The organism is Buchnera aphidicola (Aphis gossypii), from assembly GCF_013394915.1.
Classification (GTDB): domain Bacteria; phylum Pseudomonadota; class Gammaproteobacteria; order Enterobacterales; family Enterobacteriaceae; genus Buchnera; species Buchnera aphidicola_AZ.
In genome coordinates, this window is the sequence record NZ_CP056771.1 from 371,565 (window position 1) to 392,278 (window position 20,714).

The 20,714-nt window shown below is 25.3% G+C and carries 18 protein-coding genes; 8 read left to right on the forward strand and 10 right to left on the reverse strand.

Annotated elements, in window-relative coordinates; translation table 11 throughout:
* The first annotated feature begins 44 nt into the window (after positions 1-44).
* Both pfkA and HU701_RS01750 read left to right on the forward strand, forming a co-directional pair.
* Positions 45-1,007 carry a 6-phosphofructokinase gene (pfkA, locus tag HU701_RS01745; protein WP_158346370.1) on the forward strand — a complete coding sequence of 321 codons (963 nt, stop codon included), beginning with the start codon at positions 45-47 and terminating at the stop codon, positions 1,005-1,007.
* Positions 1,008-1,104: 97 nt separating this feature from the next.
* Positions 1,105-1,893: an MIP/aquaporin family protein gene (locus HU701_RS01750; RefSeq protein ID WP_178919201.1), complete on the forward strand. Its 789-nt coding sequence runs from the start codon at positions 1,105-1,107 to the stop codon at positions 1,891-1,893.
* A 1-nt stretch (position 1,894) separates the two neighbouring features.
* On the opposite strand, the gene tpiA is transcribed toward HU701_RS01750, so the two are convergent.
* The 7 genes from tpiA to serS all read right to left on the reverse strand — a co-directional run bounded on the left by tpiA (position 1,895) and on the right by serS (position 9,364).
* Entirely contained in the window at positions 1,895-2,665 is a 771-nt protein-coding gene (gene tpiA, locus HU701_RS01755; protein WP_178919203.1) for a triose-phosphate isomerase, read from the reverse strand.
* 106 nt (positions 2,666-2,771) lie between these two features.
* Entirely contained in the window at positions 2,772-3,056 is a 285-nt protein-coding gene (ihfB, locus tag HU701_RS01760) for an integration host factor subunit beta (RefSeq protein WP_158346376.1), read from the reverse strand.
* Between the two features lie 79 nt (positions 3,057-3,135).
* On the reverse strand, positions 3,136-4,812 hold the full coding sequence (gene rpsA, locus HU701_RS01765; RefSeq protein WP_158346378.1) for a 30S ribosomal protein S1: 1,677 nt from the start codon (positions 4,810-4,812) through the stop codon (positions 3,136-3,138).
* 116 nt (positions 4,813-4,928) lie between these two features.
* The gene (gene cmk / locus HU701_RS01770) at positions 4,929-5,576 is read right to left on the reverse strand and encodes a (d)CMP kinase (RefSeq protein WP_178919205.1); all 648 of its coding nucleotides are present in this window, start codon (positions 5,574-5,576) and stop codon (positions 4,929-4,931) included.
* A gap of 66 nt (positions 5,577-5,642) precedes the next feature.
* Positions 5,643-6,926: a 3-phosphoshikimate 1-carboxyvinyltransferase gene (gene aroA, locus HU701_RS01775; protein ID WP_178919207.1), complete on the reverse strand. Its 1,284-nt coding sequence runs from the start codon at positions 6,924-6,926 to the stop codon at positions 5,643-5,645.
* 38 nt (positions 6,927-6,964) lie between these two features.
* Positions 6,965-8,050 (reverse strand): 3-phosphoserine/phosphohydroxythreonine transaminase, encoded by a 1,086-nt coding sequence (gene serC / locus HU701_RS01780; protein WP_178919209.1) that lies wholly within the window; start codon positions 8,048-8,050, stop codon positions 6,965-6,967.
* A gap of 30 nt (positions 8,051-8,080) precedes the next feature.
* On the reverse strand, positions 8,081-9,364 hold the full coding sequence (gene serS / locus HU701_RS01785; RefSeq protein ID WP_178919211.1) for a serine--tRNA ligase: 1,284 nt from the start codon (positions 9,362-9,364) through the stop codon (positions 8,081-8,083).
* A 264-nt stretch (positions 9,365-9,628) separates the two neighbouring features.
* Here serS and trxB point away from each other — a divergent pair, with 264 nt between their 5' ends.
* The 3 genes from trxB (at position 9,629) to aspS (ending at position 12,874) form a co-directional block, all read left to right on the forward strand.
* Positions 9,629-10,609, forward strand: a complete 981-nt coding sequence (gene trxB, locus HU701_RS01790) for a thioredoxin-disulfide reductase (protein WP_178919213.1) — start codon at positions 9,629-9,631, stop codon at positions 10,607-10,609.
* An 84-nt stretch (positions 10,610-10,693) separates the two neighbouring features.
* On the forward strand, positions 10,694-10,912 hold the full coding sequence (gene infA, locus HU701_RS01795) for a translation initiation factor IF-1 (protein WP_158346390.1): 219 nt from the start codon (positions 10,694-10,696) through the stop codon (positions 10,910-10,912).
* Between the two features lie 201 nt (positions 10,913-11,113).
* Positions 11,114-12,874 (forward strand): aspartate--tRNA ligase, encoded by a 1,761-nt coding sequence (gene aspS / locus HU701_RS01800; RefSeq protein ID WP_178919215.1) that lies wholly within the window; start codon positions 11,114-11,116, stop codon positions 12,872-12,874.
* A gap of 3 nt (positions 12,875-12,877) precedes the next feature.
* Here aspS and znuB read toward each other — a convergent pair whose 3' ends face one another.
* Together znuB and znuC are read right to left on the reverse strand one after the other, a co-directional pair.
* A complete protein-coding gene (gene znuB, locus HU701_RS01805; RefSeq protein WP_158346394.1) occupies positions 12,878-13,675 on the reverse strand; it encodes a zinc ABC transporter permease subunit ZnuB in 798 nt (265 codons plus the stop codon).
* A 34-nt stretch (positions 13,676-13,709) separates the two neighbouring features.
* On the reverse strand, positions 13,710-14,426 hold the full coding sequence (gene znuC / locus HU701_RS01810; protein ID WP_158346396.1) for a zinc ABC transporter ATP-binding protein ZnuC: 717 nt from the start codon (positions 14,424-14,426) through the stop codon (positions 13,710-13,712).
* 615 nt (positions 14,427-15,041) lie between these two features.
* On the opposite strand from znuC, the gene HU701_RS01815 reads away from it, so the two are divergent.
* Positions 15,042-16,058, forward strand: coding sequence for a peptidoglycan DD-metalloendopeptidase family protein (locus HU701_RS01815; protein WP_178919217.1), 1,017 nt, complete (start codon positions 15,042-15,044; stop codon positions 16,056-16,058).
* Between the two features lie 38 nt (positions 16,059-16,096).
* Here the strand turns inward: HU701_RS01815 and pyk are convergent, their stop codons facing one another.
* The gene (pyk, locus tag HU701_RS01820; protein WP_158346400.1) at positions 16,097-17,542 is read right to left on the reverse strand and encodes a pyruvate kinase; all 1,446 of its coding nucleotides are present in this window, start codon (positions 17,540-17,542) and stop codon (positions 16,097-16,099) included.
* Between the two features lie 278 nt (positions 17,543-17,820).
* Here pyk and zwf point away from each other — a divergent pair, with 278 nt between their 5' ends.
* On the forward strand, positions 17,821-19,290 hold the full coding sequence (zwf, locus tag HU701_RS01825; protein WP_178919219.1) for a glucose-6-phosphate dehydrogenase: 1,470 nt from the start codon (positions 17,821-17,823) through the stop codon (positions 19,288-19,290).
* Positions 19,291-19,448: 158 nt separating this feature from the next.
* Positions 19,449-20,324, forward strand: a complete 876-nt coding sequence (htpX, locus tag HU701_RS01830) for a protease HtpX (RefSeq protein WP_158346404.1) — start codon at positions 19,449-19,451, stop codon at positions 20,322-20,324.
* Positions 20,325-20,714 lie beyond the last annotated feature (390 nt).

The following is a 20,714-nucleotide window of genomic DNA, read 5'->3' on the forward strand; positions in this document are numbered from 1 at the left end:
AAATATAGAAAATAATTTTTTATAGTAGTTAAAACGAGATTATCATGATTAAAAGAATTGGAGTATTAACCAGTGGTGGCGATGCTCCTGGAATGAATGCCGCAATTAGGGGAGTAGTAAGAACAGCGCTCAGTCAAAAGTTAGAAGTATTTGGAATTTACGATGGATATCTAGGATTATATCAAAATCGAATGATTAAATTAGATAGATATAGTGTATCGGATATGATTAATAAAGGCGGAACATTTCTTGGTTCTGCTAGATTTACTGATTTTTGTCACAATCACATAAGAAATATCGCTATCAATAACCTTAGACAAAGAAAAATAGATGCACTTGTTGTTATTGGCGGAGACGGATCATATATAGGTGCTCAAAAGCTTACAAAAATGGGTATGCCATGCATTAGTATTCCTGGTACTATAGATAATGATGTAGCAGGTACTGATTATACCATTGGTTATTTTACTGCTTTAGAAACAGTTGTTGAAGCTATTGATAGATTACGAGATACTTCTTCTTCTCACCAACGAATTTCTATTGTAGAAGTGATGGGAAGATCTTGTGGTGATTTAACTTTAGCTGCTGCAATTGCAGGTGGATGCGAGTTTATCGTTCTCCCTGAAATTAAATATACTAAAGAAGAGCTAGTTTTAGAAATAAAAGCCGGTATTGAAAAAGGCAAAAAGCACGCAATAGTTGCAATTACAGAGTATATATGTGATGTAGAAGATTTAGCTAAATATATTGAAAATGAAACTCATCGTGAAACTAGAGCTACTATATTGGGTCATATCCAAAGAGGAGGAGCTCCAGTTGCATACGATCGTATACTTGCTTCTAGGATGGGGGCTTATTCTGTAGAACTTTTGATTCAAGGTTATGAAGGTAAATGTGTCGGTATTCAAAATGAAAAGATGATTTTTAATGATATAACAAATGCTCTGAAAAATATGAAACATTCTTTTAAAAAAGATTGGTTAATTACTGCTAAAAAACTTTATTAATATAAAATTAGTGCCGGTTTTCCCGGCGCTTTAAATTTTAATTTAATTATTTAATTAAAAAATAATTTTATTATTAAATCGTATAGGTATTTAAGCAATGAATATACGTAGTAAAAAAAATATATTTCAACAATGTATTTTTGAGTTTTTAGGAACAGGTTTAATAATATTTTTTGGAACAGGATTTTTAGCTGCGTCAAAACTAACAAATTTTTATTTTAATAAATATGAAATAAGTCTTATTTGGGGTTTTGCAGTATCTTTTTCAATTTATTTGAGCATTTCAATATCTGGAGCTCATTTAAATCCAGCTATTACCATTTTTTTTTGGTTATTTTATAAATTTAATAAACATAAAGTATTTCCATATATTATTTCGCAAATTTCTGGTGCTTTTTTTTTTATAACATTAATATATTATATATATTACAAAATATTGATATCATTTGAAAAAAAATATAATATTGTACGAGGAACCCAAGAAAGTCTTCAATTAGCTTCAATTTTTTGTGTTTATCCTCAAAAAAATTGCATATTTGTGCGTGAATTTATAATAAATACAATCATTTCGATAATTTTTATTATTATACTCATGAAAATTAATGACAAAAAAATTTTTTTTGTTATTAAGTCAAAATTTAATCCATGTTTAATAGGAATATTAGTAATGATTATTAATATATCTTTAGGTTCTCAAAATAACATCACTTTAAATCCAGCACATGATTTAGGCGCTAGAATATTTTTAAGCTTAATAGGATGGGGGAAAGTAGCTTTTACTGGCTCAAGCAATAGTTATTTTCCATATTTTTTAATACCTATAATTTCATCTATATTTGGTATAAATTTAGGCGGATGGATATATAAAAAATTTACAAATAATTAAATTATTTGCATAAAATATCATTTGATATTTTAATGATTTCTAGAAATTCTTTATAATCTAACGAAGCACTACCAACAAGTAATCCATCAATATTAGGTTTTTGAAGAAAACTTTGAGCGTTTTTAGAATTAATAGAACCACCATATTGAACAATTATTTCTTCTAAATTGTTCGAGCTATAATGATTAATATAATCTTTTATAAATTTGTTTATTGATTCTACATATACAGGATCTGCTGATAAACCCGTTCCAATAGCCCAAATAGGTTCATATGCAATTATTGAATTTATAAAAGCTTTTTCACCTAGTAATTCAAAGATGGTATTTAACTGATTTTTTATAATCTCTTTAGTTTGATTTCTTCTTTTCTCATCTTTACTTTCTCCAACACATAAAATAGGAATTAAATATGAGTTTTTAATTAAACTAAATTTTTTTGCAATTAATTCGTTGCTCTCATTGTGAAATAAACGTCTTTCAGAATGACCCACAATAACATATTTTACACCGACATCTTTTAGCATTAATATAGATGTTTCTCCTGTAAAAGCACCTTTTTTGTTTAGATTTACATCTTGAGCGCCAAGAAAAACATTTAAATTATTTATTTTTTTATACACTCTCTCGAGATATATCGTTGAAGGTGCAATTACAACAGTATTATATTTTAAATAAGATGATATATTTAATTTTAAATTTTTTAAAAAAATAGAAATATTTTTAATATTACTATTAAGTTTCCAATTTGCTACAATAATTTTTTTTCTCATTTTAATTTACTTTAATAATGTTTAAATCAAATATAGTGGAATATAGAAACTAAGTTTTTTTATTAAATATATTTACTTAGTTTCTAGAATAAGATTTTAAAATATTTTATTTATATATATTAGCTCGATTTCGTAATTGTTTCCCCGGTTTAAAATAAGGTACATATTTTGCACTTAACTTAACTATTTCTCCAGTTTTAGGGTTTCGACCTATACGAGCATCTCGATAATGTAATGAGAAACTTCCAAAGCCTCGAATTTCAATTCGCTTCCCATTGGCCAATGCAAGAGACATATGTTCTAAAAGTTCTTTTATAGCGAGCTCTATTGTTTTGTTTTCAATATGAATTTTTTTTTTAGCAATTTTTTCGAACAATTCTGACTTTGTCATATATCCTCTATTTGAAAAATTCATTTGCTTTAAATAGTGCAATTATAAAGATAAAAAATATATTTTATTTTTTATATAGTTATTCGGTGTTTTGAGCGGCTTTAAAAGCCTCTGCCATTACATTCGAGAATCTTTCATCTTTTTGTTTATTATTTAATTTATTTTTTATATCTTTTTTATCACTATTTTCATCTATAACGTGAATATTTAAATTAATACTCCTATTTTTTCGATCAAAACTAGAAATTTTTACTGAAATATTATCATTAATTTTAAATATTTTTATAAATTCTTCGTATTGAATAGAAGTATCAGAAAATTTCACATTTCCATCTACACCTTCTGATAAATTGATAATAACTTGCTTATTATCAAAAGATTTAATCTTACCAAAAATGACACTATTTTTTTTATAGTTTGAAATATAAGTATTAAAAGGATCTTCTTCTAATTGTTTTATGCCTAATGAGATACGCTCCCTTTCTGCATCCACTTGTAAGACTACTGCTGAAATTTCATCGCCTTTTTTATAATTTTTAACTGCTTCTTCACCACTAATTTTCCAAGAAATATCAGATAAGTGAACTAATCCATCGATACCTCCTTTTAAACCGATAAAAATGCCAAAATCTGTAATAGATTTAATTTTTCCAGCAACATGTATTCCTTTTTTATGTGTTTCAGAAAATTCTTGCCATGGATTAATTTTGCATTGCTTTAATCCAAGTGAAATACGACGACGATCTTCATCAATATCTAAAACAATAACATCTACTATATCATTAACGGTAACTACCTTAGAAGGATGGATGTTCTTATTTGTCCAATCCATTTCTGATACATGAACTAATCCCTCTACTCCTTCTTCAATTTCAACAAAACAACCATAATCTGTAAGATTAGTTACACGACCACTCAATTTAATTCCTTCAGGATAACGTTTTGAAATAGCTATCCATGGATCTTCTCCTAATTGTTTTAACCCAAGAGATACACGTGTTTTTTCTTTATCAAATTTAAGGATTTTAACATTAATTTCATCGCCAACATTAACTATTTCACTAGGATGTTTCACTCTTTTCCAAGCCATATCTGTAATATGTAGTAATCCGTCTACCCCCCCTAAATCTACAAACGCTCCATAATCTGTAAGATTTTTTACAATTCCTTTAATTTTTATGCCTTCTTGCAAGTTTGAGAGCAATTGATTTCTTTCAGCGCTATTTTCTGATTCAATCACAGCTCTGCGTGAAACAACTACATTATTTCTTTTTTGATCTAATTTTATTACTTTAAATTCTAACTCTTTACCTTCAAGATGAATAGTTTCTCTAATAGGTCTAATATCAACTAGAGAACCAGGTAAAAATGCGCGTATATCATTTAATTCAACAGTAAATCCGCCTTTTACTTTTCCATTAATTACACCAGTTACTGTTTTGGATGTTTCATGTGCTTGTTCTAAAACTAACCATGCCTCATGTCTTTTTGCTTTTTCACGAGATAGAAGTGTTTCTCCAAATCCATCTTCAATAGCATCTAAAGCGACATCAACATACTCTCCAACTTTTACATCAATCAATCCTTGAGAGTTTTTAAACTGCTCCAACGGAATAGCAGATTCAGATTTCAGACCAGCATCAACTAAAATTATATCTTTTTCTATAGAAACAATAAATCCTCGAATAATAGAACCAGGACGTGTTTTAATTTCTTTTAGTGATTCTTCAAATAATTGAGCAAAAGATTCATTCATATTAATAATATTAACAAATTTTCATTAATGTTCATTTTAGCTTCATGCTAAAATGATCTTGTTTTATATATCTTATAACAATCCTTATTATAGGAGTTTAAATTTTAAATTTTATATTATATATTTATTTTTTTTTTGATTTCTTTCATAGAGCATTCGATTACTTCAGAAAGCGTCATATTGGTAGAATCTAATATTATAGCATCTTTCGACGCGTATAAAGGAGAAATTAATCGATTTTGATCGCGTTCATCACGAATTTTTAATTGTTCTAATGATTTTTTATAATTAGTAGGTAATCCCATTTTTTTAAATTGTTTTATTCTTCTGAAAACACGAGTTTCTAAATTAGCTTTAAAAAAAAATTTAATAATAGCATCAGGAAAAACTACAGTTCCCATATCTCTTCCTTCTGCTATTAAACCAGGTTTCTTACGAAAACATCTTTGCTTATAAAGTAAAATTTTTCGCGTTTCAGAGAAAGTAGCTAACTTAGAAGCAGTTTCTCCAACTATTTGTAATGGAATTACTTTAGAAATTTTGTTTTCTTTTAATAAAGAAAAATCTAAATTTTTTAAAAAAGAAATTATATTTTTTTCAATAATGGGAACGTTTCTTTGTAAGATTAGAATTGCTAACAATCTATATATCAGACCAGATTCTAGAATACACCAATTTAATTTGTTCGCTATTATATTACATATAGTACTCTTTCCAGCAGCACTTGGTCCGTCAATTGTAATTACGGGAATATTATTATTCATATTTTATATATAAAATGTTTTCGAAAAAAAGATATTGCATTTTAGTACTTTAAAAATTTTATTAGATTAATTTTTACAAATAGTCGAAAAATCTTCAAAATATTTTGGATATGTTTTAGCTACACAATTAGGATTAATAATTCTAACACCTACATTAGATAAGCATAACAATGAAAAACACATTGCCATACGATGATCATCATATGTATTGATTTGAGCTAATTTAAAATTATTTGGAGGAGTTATAGATAAGAAATCTTTTCCCTCTTTAACAATTGCACCAATTTTTTTTAATTCATTTTTCATAGCAGATAATCTATCTGTTTCTTTAACTCGCCAATTATATATGTTTCTAATGATAGTAGTTCCCTTAGAAAACAAAGCTACTATGGCAATGGTCATAGCCGCGTCAGGAATATGATTCATATCTAAATCTATTGCATTCAATTCATTGCGAGTAGATATAATAAAAGAATCACTCCAGCTAATAATTGCTCCCATCTTTTCAAGAATATCTGCAAATTTTATATCACCTTGAATACTTTTTTGACCGATTCCAAGAACTTTAACTGATCCACCTTTAATTGCAGAAGCTGCAAGAAAATATGAAGCTGAAGAAGCATCTCCTTCAATAGTATAATGTCCTGGTGTTTTATATTCTTGATTTCCTGTAATATGAAAAACAGAATAATCATCATGCTTAATATGTATGCCAAATAATTTTATTAAGTTTATTGTAATATCTATGTAAGGTTTAGATACTAAATCTCCTTTTATTGATATAGTTGTATTTTTTATTGCTAATGGAGCTATCATCAGCAATGATGTTAAAAATTGACTAGAAATACTTCCATTTAAAATAATTGAACCACCTTTAAATCCACCTTTAGTCAAAATTGGAGGATATCCTAAATGATTTTTATATTCAATAGTAGCACCTCCTTGCTGTAAAGCTTTAACAAGATGTTTAATAGGTCTCTCATTCATTCTATTATTTCCAGTCAATAAAACGTTATTTTTATACAAAGAAAAAACAGAAAGAAGCGGTCTAATAGCTGTACCTGCATTACCTAAAAACAATGAAATAGAATCTGAAACTTCAAACTTTTTACTGTTTCCTTCAATGCGACAAGTTTTATTCTGATTAGATAGTGAATAACAAATCCCAATTTTTTTTAAAGCATCTAGCATATGTTGAGTATCTTCGCTATCTAATAAATTATTAAGAGTAGTGACACCATTAGCCAATGCTGATAATAATAGCGCTCTATTTGAAATACTTTTTGATCCAGGTACATGAATAACACCATTTATATAAGATACTGGATCTAATTGTAAAATTTTTTGCATAACACGTTAACACTCTTCATTTGAGAAATAAATAACATTTATCCATATTTTTTTTCAAAAAATAACATAAATTTTGCTAGTTTTTTTACACCCTTCAGAGGCATAGCATTATAAATTGAAGCTCGTATACCACCAACTATTAAATGACCTTTCAGAGCATATAAACCATTTTTTTTTGACTCTTCTAAAAATATTTTATCTAATTCTGAGTTTAATAAGTGAAAAACAACATTCATCTCAGATCTATTTTCTTTATTGATATTATTAATATAAAATTTACTATTATCGATAACTTCATATAACAAATCTGATTTTTCTTTATTTAATTGAGCAATTTTTTTAATTCCACCTTTTTTTTTAAGCCATTTAAAAATTAATCCCGATAAATACCATGCAAATGTCGGTGGTGTATTAAACATAGAATTATATTTGTAAAGGGTATTATAATCAAAAACAGATGGGCATAATTTAGAAGCGTATCCTATTAAATCTTGTCTAATAATAATAATTGTAATTCCTGAAGGACCAATGTTTTTTTGAGAACTAGCATAAATAAGCCCATAATTTTCAATATTAATTGATCGAGATAAAATAAATGATGAAAAATCCCCAATGACTATTTTATTGTGGAAATTCGGTTCTTCATATACAGATAATCCATCTATAGTTTCATTGGGGCAATAATGAATATATGCAGAAATATCGCTAATATTCCATTCTGAAGGTTTTAAAAGATAAGTTTTATTATTTTTCGTTTTTTTAATTGATATACTTTTAGGATTACAATATTTTTTCGATTCTACAAATGCACAATTAGACCAATAACCACTATTGATATAATCAGCTCCTGAAAAATTTCTTATTAAATTCATAGGAACAGCTGAAAATTGTCCTCTAGCTCCGCTTTGACAAAATAATATTCTATAATTATCAGGTATGTTTAATAAGTCTCTTAAATCTTTTTCCGCCTCTGTAACAACCTGATAAAACTCTTGAGTACGATGACTAATTTCCATAATAGAACATCTTAAATTGTTCCAATTTTTCAATTCTTTTTGAGCTTTACAAAGAACATCTTTAGGAATCATCGCTGGTCCAGCACTAAAATTATAAATTGAATTCATTATCTCACCAACAATTAATATTAAATATAATTAATTTATAAATTTCATATTTTTCATATATTTAGTTTGTAATATTTTAGGAATCTTTATTCGACCATCTGCTTGTTGGTAATTTTCTAATATCGCTGCTAGCGTTCTACCTACAGCTAAACCAGATCCATTTAATGTATGCACAAAATTGCTATTTTTTTCTAATTTTGTTCGATATCTAGTACGTATACGACGTGCTTGAAAATCGCCCATATTTGAACAAGATGAGATTTCTCTATATCTATTTTGTGAAGGAAACCATACTTCTAAATCGTATGTTTTAGTTGCAGAAAAACTCATTTCTCCTCCGCATAACAAAACTTTTCTATATGGTAATTCTAATAATTGTAAAATTTTTTCTGCATGGTTAGTTAAAATTTCTAATGTTTGCATAGATAGATCTGGTTGAACAATTTGAACAAGTTCTACTTTATCAAATTGATGCAAACGAATTAAACCTTTACCATCACGTCCATAAGAAGAAGACTCCGATCTAAAACAGGGTGTATAAGCAGTTAACATAATAGGTAAATTTTTTTCATCTAATATTTCATCTCTAAATAAATTAGTCAAAGGAACTTCTGCAGTAGGTATTAACATATATTTTTTTCGATTTATATTACTAACATGAAATAAATCATCACTAAATTTAGGTAGTTGACCTGTACCATATAAAGCGTCATAGTTTACTAAGTAAGGAACATAGGTTTCTATATAACCATGTTGAGTAGTATGAAAATCTAGCATAAACTGACTTAAAGCTCTATATAAAAGGGCTATATTCCCCTTCATAACAACAAATCTTGAACCTGATATTTTAACTGCAGATTTCCAATCTATTTGATTAATTTTTTCACCTATTTTTACATGATCTTGGATAGGAAAATTATATTTTTTTTTCTCACCCCAGTGTTTTATTACTTTATTATGATACGATTCAGTTCCTTCCGGAACATCTTCAGATGGTATATTAGGTATAGAAATAGAAAAATTATAAATTTTTTCTTTTAAAATATTTAATTTATTTTTTAATATATTTAAATTTTTAATAGATTGAATAATTTTATTTTTCAAATTTTCATTACTTTCTTTTAAAATTTTTGATTTTTTAAACAAATCCGATAATAATTTATGTTGATGTTGTAAATTCTCGGTTTCAACTTGTAATATTTTTCTTTCATTTTCCATTTTAGATATAGATAAAACATCTAATTGAAAGCCTTTTTTTAACAATTTTTTTTCGACTATAGGTAATTCTTTGCGTAATAAATAAGGATTTAACATAATTTTGTATCTTTTAAAAATAATTGAAATTTTTTATTTTTTTAACTAGTAGATTATATTTTATAATCAACGATTTAATCGTATTAATCAAATGAATATTTAAAATTTTATATTTTAAATTTTATTTTATAACTAAATTACAATAATGTTAAAATGAAATAATAAAATTTTTTAATATATTTTATGTAATAGTTTATAAAATCAAAAAAATAATTAAATTAATAAATTTAATATTTTTAATTTTGATTATAAAAAAGGAATAATATGAAAACCAAAAAACATACCAAAGTAATTATTGTAGGATCTGGACCAGCTGGATATACAGCTGCTATATATGCAGCTCGAGCAAATTTAAAACCTTTACTAATTACCGGAGACAATAAAGGAGGTCAATTAATGAATACTAATGAGATTGAAAATTGGCCTGGAGATAAAAATAAAATTACTGGTTCGGAATTAATGAATCGCATGTATGAACATGCAAAAAAATATCAAACAGAAATTATATCTGATAAAATTATTACAGTAAAATTTAACAAAAAACCATTTTTCTTATTAGGCGAAGAAAACAAATACACAGCTGATTCAGTAATTATCGCTACTGGTTCAAATCCGCGTTATTTAGGATTAAATTCAGAAGAAGAATTTAAAGGAAAAGGCGTTTCTACTTGTGCAATATGTGATGGATTTTTTTACAAAAATAAAGAAATAGCAGTAGTTGGAGGAGGAAATACAGCTATAGAAGAAACATTATATTTGTCAAATTTTGCAAAAAAAATACATTTAATACATCGCAGAGAACATTTTAAAGCAGAAAAAATACTAATTAATCGACTACTAGAACTGGTAAAAAATAAAAAAGTTGTACTACATTTAAATTATACTATAAAAGAAATATTAGGAAATAATTTAGGTGTCACACATATAATTATAAATAATTTTCACTCAATAAAAACAATTCAAAAACAAATCATTATATCTGGACTATTTATTGCAATAGGGCATATTCCAAATACAGATATTTTTAAAGATCAATTAGAAACAGAAAATGGATATATTAAAATTAAAACAGAAAAACATGGAAATTACACACAAACAAGTATCCCGGGTATTTTTGCGGCAGGTGATGTTGCAGATCATGTATATAAACAAGCAATTACATCTTCTGCTAGTGGATGTATGGCGGCAATAGATAGCGAACGTTACTTAAATTCTTATAATGACAGATTAAATCTTTTATCTTAAGCAAAACATACTAGTCAAAATGACTAGTATCAGTTATAATTAAAACATAAAATTTTTTATAATTTATTATTTTAGAGAAAAATAATGCCTAAAGAAGACAATATTGAAATGCAAGGAATAGTTATAGACACATTACCAAATACAATGTTTCGTGTAGAGTTAGAAAACAAACATGTTATTACCGCTCATATTTCAGGAAAGATGCGTAAAAATTATATTAGAATATTGACAGGTGATAAAGTTACCATTGAATTAACACCATATGATTTAACAAAAGGTAGAATTATTTTTAGAAGTCGTTAATTTGTAAAGTCATAATAATAATTTAATAAATCTCAAAAAAGTGAATTTTAAAAATATACTACTTTATTAAACGTCATAAAAATTAAAAATTTCTAATTAATTTTTTCAATTATTTTTTCTAAAAATTGATTTCATAAAAAATTAAAAATAAAAACTATATTTTAATAAAATATTATTAAAATAAATTTTGATAGAGAATTTATGCGCACTAAATACTGTGGAAATATTAGAATAATTGATGTATATAAATCCGTAATTTTATCTGGTTGGGTAAATAAAATAAGAAATTTTGGTCAATTTATTTTTTTAGATCTGAGAGATTGTACAGGTATTGTTCAAGTAATTTTTGAATCAAATGATCATTTTATCTTTAAAAAAGCATCAACTTTGAAAAATGAATCATGTATTCAAATTCAAGGTGTGGTACAAAAGAGAAGCATTAAGAATAAAAATTTAAAATTAAACACCGGAGAAATAGAAATATTAGCTAAAAAAATAAATATTTTTAATATTTCAGATCCACTTCCATTGGATTATTTAAATAATAATAGTGATGATTTAAGATTAAAATACCGTTATTTAGATCTTCGAAAATTTGCTTTAATTGAAAATTTAAAAGTTAGAAACCAAGTTACTTATTTAGTAAGAAATTTTATGAATAAAAAAAATTTCTTAGATATTGAAACACCATTTTTAACAAAGTCTACTCCCGAAGGAGCTAGAGATTATCTAATTCCAAGTAGAAACTATCCAGGAAAATTTTATGCTTTACCACAATCACCGCAGTTATTTAAGCAGTTATTAATGATTTCTGGAGTCGATAAGTATTATCAAATAGTTAAATGTTTTCGCGATGAAGATCTAAGATCTGATCGACAACCTGAATTTACGCAAATTGATATTGAAGTTTCTTTTATGAGTAGTAAAAAAATTCGAAATATTGTAGAAAAATTAATAAAAAAAATTTGGTTTAAAATATTAAACTATAATTTAAATAAATTCCCTACAATATCTTTTAATGAAGCAATGAACCGATATGGATGCGATAAACCCGATTTACGTAATCCAATGGAAATAATTGATATATTAAAAATTTTTAATAAAAAAAAATTTTTTGATTTTTTTAAAATTAATTCAGAAAAAAAAAATAGAATGGGTTTATTATCTTTTTCTGAAGGTGAAAAAATAAGTCGAAAAAAAATTGAAAAATATTGTAATTATGTAAATCAATTTGGTGCAAAAAATTTGTTTTATATAAAAATTAAACAACATGAAATTGGATTAGATGGTATTCAAAGCTCAATAAAAAGTATTTTAAATGAAAAAATATTAAATAAAATTGTAAATCAAACAAAAGCTAAAAATGGAGATATTTTATTCATTATAGCTGATACAGAAAAAATTGTAAATAAATCATTAGGAATGTTACGTATAAAATTAGGAGATGATTTTAAAATTTTTGAAAAAAATGTTTGGAAACCATTATGGGTAATAAACTTCCCTATGTTTAAAAAAGATAAATTTGGAAATTTTTCATCTGTTCATCATCCTTTTACTGCATATAAAAAAAACCGTAACAAAAAAATTGTTAATAATTTAGAAAATTCTATATCAGATAGTTATGATTTAGTAATTAATGGATATGAAATTGGTGGTGGTTCAGTCAGAATTCACGATGCTAAAATACAAAAAAAAATTTTTAATATTATTGGATTAGATGAAAAAGATCAAAAAGAGAAGTTTGGATTTTTAATAGAAGCATTAAAATATGGAGCCCCACCTCATGCAGGAATAGCTTTAGGATTAGATAGAATAATAATGCTATTAAGACAAACAAACAACATTAGAGATGTCATTGCTTTTCCTAAAACAACATCAGCTTCATGTCTTATGACTAAGGCTCCAAGCCAAGTGAAAAACAAAGATTTAAATGATTTAGGTATAAATATTTCTGTAGAATAAATATTATAATTTTTCACAAAAAAAATTTTTTATAGCACTTGATAAATAAAGCAAAGAAGCAAACAAAACAATAGATGGACTTGTAGGAATATGAAAAAATATAGATGAAATTACTCCTCCTGTAATAGATAAGATACTTATTAAAATTCCTATGATTACCATTTTTTCTGGAGAATTAGAAAAATATTGTGCAGTAGCAGGAGGAATAACTAATAAAGAAGTTATTAGCAATGCACCTACAAACTTAATTGCAATAGAAATAGTTAAAGCAGTTGTTAGCATTAAAGTCAATCGTACATAAAAAAGATTTATGCCATCAATTTGAGCTAATTCAGGATTAATTGTAACCAATAAAATTGAATTCCAACGAATAATTAAAACCATTAGAACTATGATGCTTCCTAAAAAAATAGAAAATAAATCAGATATTTTAATAGATAACAAATCACCAAATAAATAATTATTGAAATTAATTTGTTTAGAATTAGACACAAGACTAATTAACACCATTCCCAAAGATAGTGAACTATGTGATATTATCGTCAATATAGTTTCTAATGAAATTGGTAATATTTTTTCTAACCAAGCCAGACAAAGAGCAAGTAAACTTATAAAAACTAAAATAATATAAAATGAATTAGTTTGTAATATTATAGAAATTGCTAATCCAAGTAAAGATGAATGCGATAATGTGTCGCCAAAAGATGACATACGACGCCAAACTATAAAAGCACCTAAAGGACCTGTAGCAAAAGACAAAAAAACTCCAGACAACCAGCCAGGAAAAATTAGTTCAAACATAATATAAAAATCTCTAAAATTTTATTTAATAGCTTTAATATTGATGAATATGATCGTGATGATGATGATAAATTGCTATCTCTTTGATGCGTTCTGAACCAAATATTGAAATAAATTCTAAATTTTTAAATACCGTTTTAGGACTACCAGAACAACAAATGTGTTTATTTAAACAAATAACATGATCGGTTCGAGCCATAACAAAATTTAAATCATGAGAAACTATTAATATAGTACAATTCAACTCATCACGTATGGAATAAATTAAATTATACAAGTCTAATTGACCCATTACATCAATTCCTTGTGTTGGCTCGTCTAATACAAGTAAATTAGGATTATTCAATAAAGCTCTAGCTAACAAAACGCGTTGCATTTCACCGCCAGATAACGTTTTTAATAAGGCATATCTAAAAGATTCTGCTTTTACGCGTTTTAATATTTTTAAGATATTTATGTTTTTTTTTCGACAAGATAATTGCATAAATCGTTCTACTGTAATAGGTAGTAAATTATTAAGATGCAATTTTTGAGGCACATAACCAATAGATATATATGGAGATCGAAATACTGTTCCTAAATTAGGTTTTATCAAACCCAATATAACACGTATTAAAGTAGACTTACCAGCTCCGTTTGGACCAATTAATGTAATTATACAATTAGAGTGTAAAGATAATGATATATTATGAAGAATAGATCGATTGGATAAATTAACACAGATGTTTTTTAAAACAATAAATTCTAACATAATAAAATAAACTTTGTATATTATATTGTAATTTTTTATATTATAAAATATTTTTTTAAAAATGAATATATATTTTATTTTAAAAATATAAATTATAATTTTTTATTTTATGTTATTCAACATATAAAATATTATTTAATAGTATACTTTTAAGGTTGTTTTCATATATAAATTTTTAAAAACAATTTTAAAAAGAGTTCGTAATACGTATTTTATATATTATATATTTAAAATCAAACATTTAAATTTAAATAAAATTTATCGACTTTTAAATTAATTTATATAATTTTAAAATATATTCCTTAAAAATTTTGATAAATTAAAAGATTTAATTTTTTTATAAAACATTCAGTAAAAAGTAAAATCATTAAAAAATTGATAATATAGAAAAATGTTCTAATAGTTATTTTAAATATAAAATTAAATATTTTTCATTTTAGATTTTTATATTATCAATTTTTTTATTTAATTATATTTTTATATTTATTATACTTTCCAATTAACATATTATCTGGTAAAAATTACTCGAGGAAATCAAAAGTGCAGTACGTTTATAAAAAAATTTCTTTATTTTTAAAATATTTATATTTAAATTATATATTTAATTTTTATAATATGTTTATATTTTTTATAAAAACTATTATTTTGACTTTGATATTATCAAGTTGCAGCATTTTGCTAAAAGAAAAAAAAATATTTTCTAATCAACTTTTTAATCTTAAAAAACATGACCAATTAATAAATAATTCAAAAGACAGCACTAAATCTGAAAAAAATAAGCATATTAATTCTTCATTTTTTAAAAATTTTATGACATGTAAAAATGAATCTAGTTTTATTTCGTTCTTATCAAATAACACATTATTTAAAAAAAGAATTTATATTCAGAAAAATTCTAATTTTTTTAGAAGCGCACGTAAAAAAGGATTAAATTCATTTGATATTAATACTATTATTAAGGCTATAGAATGGCAAATTAGTTTCCGAAAAATAAATCCTCATAGTACGTTTGATTTAATTTTTTTAAGAGAAAAAATAAATTCAAAAAAAAATAAAAACATATTACTAGCTATAAAATTAAATAATATAGGAAAAACGTATTACGCTATAAGAGCTATGAATGGAAACTTTTATGATATTAACGGTTTCAATAAATCAAATATGATTATGAATTTTGCATTGTTAAAAAAATATCGAATTTCTTCTTCTTTTAATTTGCATCGTATTCATCCAATTACGCATCGTATAAGTCGTCATTTAGGGGTGGATTTAGCAATGCCACAAGGAACTTTAGTTTTAGCTACTAGTAATGGGAAAATAATAAAAACAGGATTTAATAAAATCTCAGGTTTTTATATAGTTTTAAAAAATTTCAATCAATGCATAACTAAATATATGCATCTTAAAAAAATCTTAGTTAAAACAGATCAAAATATCAAAATTAATCAAAAAATTGCGTTATCTGGAAATTCTGGAAGAACAACTGGACCACATTTACATTATGAAATATGGATGAATAAACATGCAATTAATCCAGCAGATGCTCGATTTAGTTTTATAGAACCACTTACACCAAAAGAATTAATTTTATATTTCAAAACATCTAAAATCATTTTATCCAAGTTAAAATGATTTTTTAAATATATTTAAATTATTAGCATGCATTAAAACTAACAAATAACTTTTAAAATTCTGCTAGTATTTGTTTTCCCTGTTTTTCCCATTACGTCTCCTTGAGTAACAATCACTAAATCGTTATTAAATAAAAAACCTTTTTTACATAATAACATTATAGCTTCATTAGCAGCTTTCACTCCATCATGTTGACTATCAAAATAAATAGGAACTACACCTCTGTATAAAGTAGATAAATTTAAAGTCTTTTTATGCTTTGATAAAGCAAAAATAGGTAATCCAGATGTAATTCGAGAAGTCATTAAAGCAGTTTTACCGGATTCTGTCATGGTAATAATTGCTGTAATTCCATTTAAATGATTCGCCGCATACATAGCTGACATAGCAATAGTTTCTTCTATATCATTAAATTTTATATTGATGCGATGTCTAGATACATTAATACTAGGTATTTTTTCAGCTCCCATACAAACCTTTGACATATTTAAAACAGTTTCTGAAGGATATTTACCAGAGGCGGTTTCAGCAGATAACATAACTGCATCACTCCCATCTAATACAGCGTTTGCAACATCCATTACTTCCGCACGAGTAGGTGATGGATTTAAAATCATAGATTCCATCATCTGAGTTGCTGTAATAACTACTTTATTTAATTTTCTAGCACTTCTAATTAAATTTTTCTGAATACCGACAAGTTCTGCATCTCCAATTTCTACCCCTAAATCTCCTCTAGCAATCATAATAGCGTCTGAAGATAGTATTATATCTTCTATTGAATTTTGACTACTTACAGCTTCTGCCCTCTCTATTTTTGCGATAATTTTAGCTTGACTACCTGCTTTCTTTAATAAATATCTTGCTTTTTTTAAATCTTCTCCGCATCTAGGAAAAGATACAGCTAAATAATCCACATCTATTTCAGATGCGAGTATTATATCTTTTCTATCTTTTTCTGTTAAAGAATGAGCTGATAATCCACCACCTAACTTATTAATACCTTTATTATTTGATAAAACTCCCCCCACAATAACTATAGTATATATTTCAAAATCTGTAACTTTTAACACTTTTAGTTGTATTTTACCATCATCTAACAGTAAAATATCATTAATATTTAAATCATATGGCAATTGCTTATAATCAATTCCAACTCTTTCTTGATTACCATCAGTATCATGCAAATTTGAATCTAATATAAAAATTTCATTTTTCTGAAGCAAAACACTATTTTTTTTAAATTTAGAAATTCTAATTTTAGGTCCTTGCAAATCACCGAGTAAGGCAATATTACAATTTAAATTTAACATTATTTCTCTTGCTTTTTTAGCTCTTTCAACATGTTCATCAGGAGAACCATGAGAAAAATTTAAACGAAGAACGTTGGCTCCAGATTCAATAATTTTTTTAAGATTATCATTTTTATCTGTAGCAGGACCCAAAGTAGCAACAATTTTAGTTCTTCTTAAACGAGTTAACATGAATACCTCTAGCAATTTATTTTATTATAATATTTTAAGTGCATTTTATTTTCAAAATTAATTTGAAAAATAAAATATAAAAAGTACCAAACGTTTATTTATGCTTATTTATTTAGTAAAATTGATAAAAAAATTTTAGATTTAATATTAATAATAGATGATATTAAATAAAAAATCTTAAAAATATATTTTAATACCTAATTATTTCTAAAAATAGTTTATTAATTTTTTATGTTTTTAACAATATAAAATATTTTATTTTAAAAAAGAGAATTTTTATGATCGAAACTATTCAATCTTGCGATTTAGTTATTTTCGGAGCTAAGGGAGATTTAGCTCAAAGAAAATTGTTACCTGCTTTATATAAGTTAGAAGAATGTAAAAAAATACATCCTGAAACACGCATCATTGGAGCAGGACGTGCCAATTGGACTAAAGAAGAATATATAAAAGTAGTAAAAACAGCAATTAAAAAATTTTTGATAAACAAAATCGATGAAAATATTTGGAATAAATTAAGCGCACGTTTATATTTTTTAAATCTTGATATTTTCAAAGAACTATGTTTTATAAAATTAAAAAAAATATTAAATCAAACAAAAAACATAACTATTTACTATTGTGCTGTTCCTCCAAGTGTGTTTAATACTATTTTTGAAAGATTAGGAAAAATTAATTTAAATTTATTTCCTGCAAGAATAATCATAGAAAAACCATTAGGAGTATGCTTAAAGACATGTAAAGCAATTAATGATCAAATATCTAAATATTTTTTAGAATCACAAATTTTTAGAATTGACCACTATCTAGGTAAAGAATCAATACTAAATTTACTTTCTTTGCGATTCGCTAATTCATTATTTTTTAATAATTGGAATAATAAAATCATTGATCATGTACAAATTACTGTTTCTGAACAAGTAGGCGTTGAAAATAGATGGAACTATTTTGATGAAATGGGACAAACAAAAGATATGGTTCAAAACCATCTTTTACAAATATTAACTATAATTGCAATGGATCAACCGAAAAATATTTCACCAGAAAGCATTAGAAATGAAAAAATAAAAATTTTACGTACATTAAGATCTATTAACATAGAAAACGTAAATGTTAAAACTATAAGAGGTCAATATACCGCAGGTAATATTCAGGGGAAAAAGGTTCCCTCATATTTAGAAGAAAATGGAGCAAATTTAAAAAGTCAAACTGAAACATTTGTATGTATTAAGGTAGATCTTAAGAATGATCAGTGGTTAGGTACGCCTTTTTATTTAAGGACTGGTAAAAGATTAGCAGAAAAATATTCAGAGATAGTAATTGTATTCAAAAAAATGCCAATTAATTTATTCAAAGATCATAATGATGATTTATCTCGAAATAAACTAATTATACGATTAGATCCCAACGAAAACATTAAAATAGATTTTTTAAAAAGAATATCAGGATTAAGTGAAACATATCAATTGAAAAATGAAAGAATTCAATCAAATTTATTGACAAATAAACATCAAAATTATATTGATGCTTATGAAAGACTTTTATTGGCAGCTATGAAAGGAGATCAATCTTTCTTTGTATGTCGTGAAGAAGTAGAAGAAGCATGGAAGTGGATTGATCCTATTATAGAAGGTTGGAAAAAAAACAAAAAAAGTACCCTTGAATTATATTCCGCAGGTACATGGGGGCCAAAAAACGCAAATAAAATTATTATGAAAGATGGGAGATATTGGCATAAATTTGATTGAAATATAATAAATTGATCTATCTTGAATTTTTTAACAAAAACATGTTATTATAAAAATATTTTTACATATTTAATTTAAAAATTAAATTTTTTATATAACTACTATTTAAAAATTAATTTTAAAATACTATTTGGCTGAATTGAGGAAGATAATACCTTATGATACGTATCATTCTTTTCTTAATAACTAACTTAGCAGTTACATCAATATTTGCTTTAATTCTTGCATTAACGGGAATTGCTTCGGATAGTATTTATGGTATATTTATTATCTCTAGTTTGTTTGGTTTTAGTGGATCTCTTGTATCGCTACTTATATCTAAATGGATCGCACTGCGCTCAGTAAATGGAAGAGTAATCAGATCTCCTAGTAATGATATAGAAAAATGGCTAATTGAAACTGTACATAAACAATCAGTTCAAAAAGGAATAAAAACACCTCAAATTGCAACATATGATGCTATTGATATAAATGCATTTGCAACAGGTCCTCGAAGAAACTCAGCATTAATTGCAGTATCATCCGGACTATTAGAAAAAATGACTAAAAATGAAGCAGAAGCAGTTATCGGTCACGAAATTAGTCATATCGCTAACGGAGATATGATTACCATGAGTTTAATACAAGGAGTAGTTAATACTTTTGTTATTTTTATATCTCGTATTGTTTCACAAATATTAAATAGTTTTCTATCGAGTAATAATGATGAAAATGATACGAACGAAAGAAATTCATTTGTTTTTTTTATAATTTCAACAATGTTAGAAATAACATTTGGTATGTTCGCAACTATCATTACCATGTGGTTTTCTAGGCATCGAGAATTTTACGCAGATGCTAGTGCTGCTAAATTAGTTGGACGTAAAAAAATGATTGCAGCGTTAAATAAATTAAAATCAAGCTACGAAGCGCAAGAATCACAGAGTATCATTACACTTTGTATTAATGGTAGGTCTAAATCAGTAGAATTGTTTGCATCTCATCCTTCTTTAGATAAAAGAATACAAGCATTAAATAATAGAAAATATATGTAAAATAAATTGCATAAAAATTTCTCTTAGTAGAAATATATCTATTAAGAGAAAAAATAAATACAAATTTATTCTTTATTAAATTTTTTTAAGCTTGTATTTTAACGTAAAAACGTTTATAATCAATTGCAAATATAGTTTAAAAAAGCAACAATTTTATTTTTAATTTTAAAATTAAAAAATTTTTTTAAATATCTGAAATCTATAACCTACTCAATTACTCTATATAGTAATATTTTTAATTTCTAAATATAATTAAAAAATTAAAAATTTTTCAAAACGAAAAAATGAGTAAAATTAAAAATTTAGTTAAGTAATTTAAAAAATCTTAAAATTTTAGTTTTATTAATTAATTAAATAAAAAAATATATTTATATACTCTTCATTTATTCA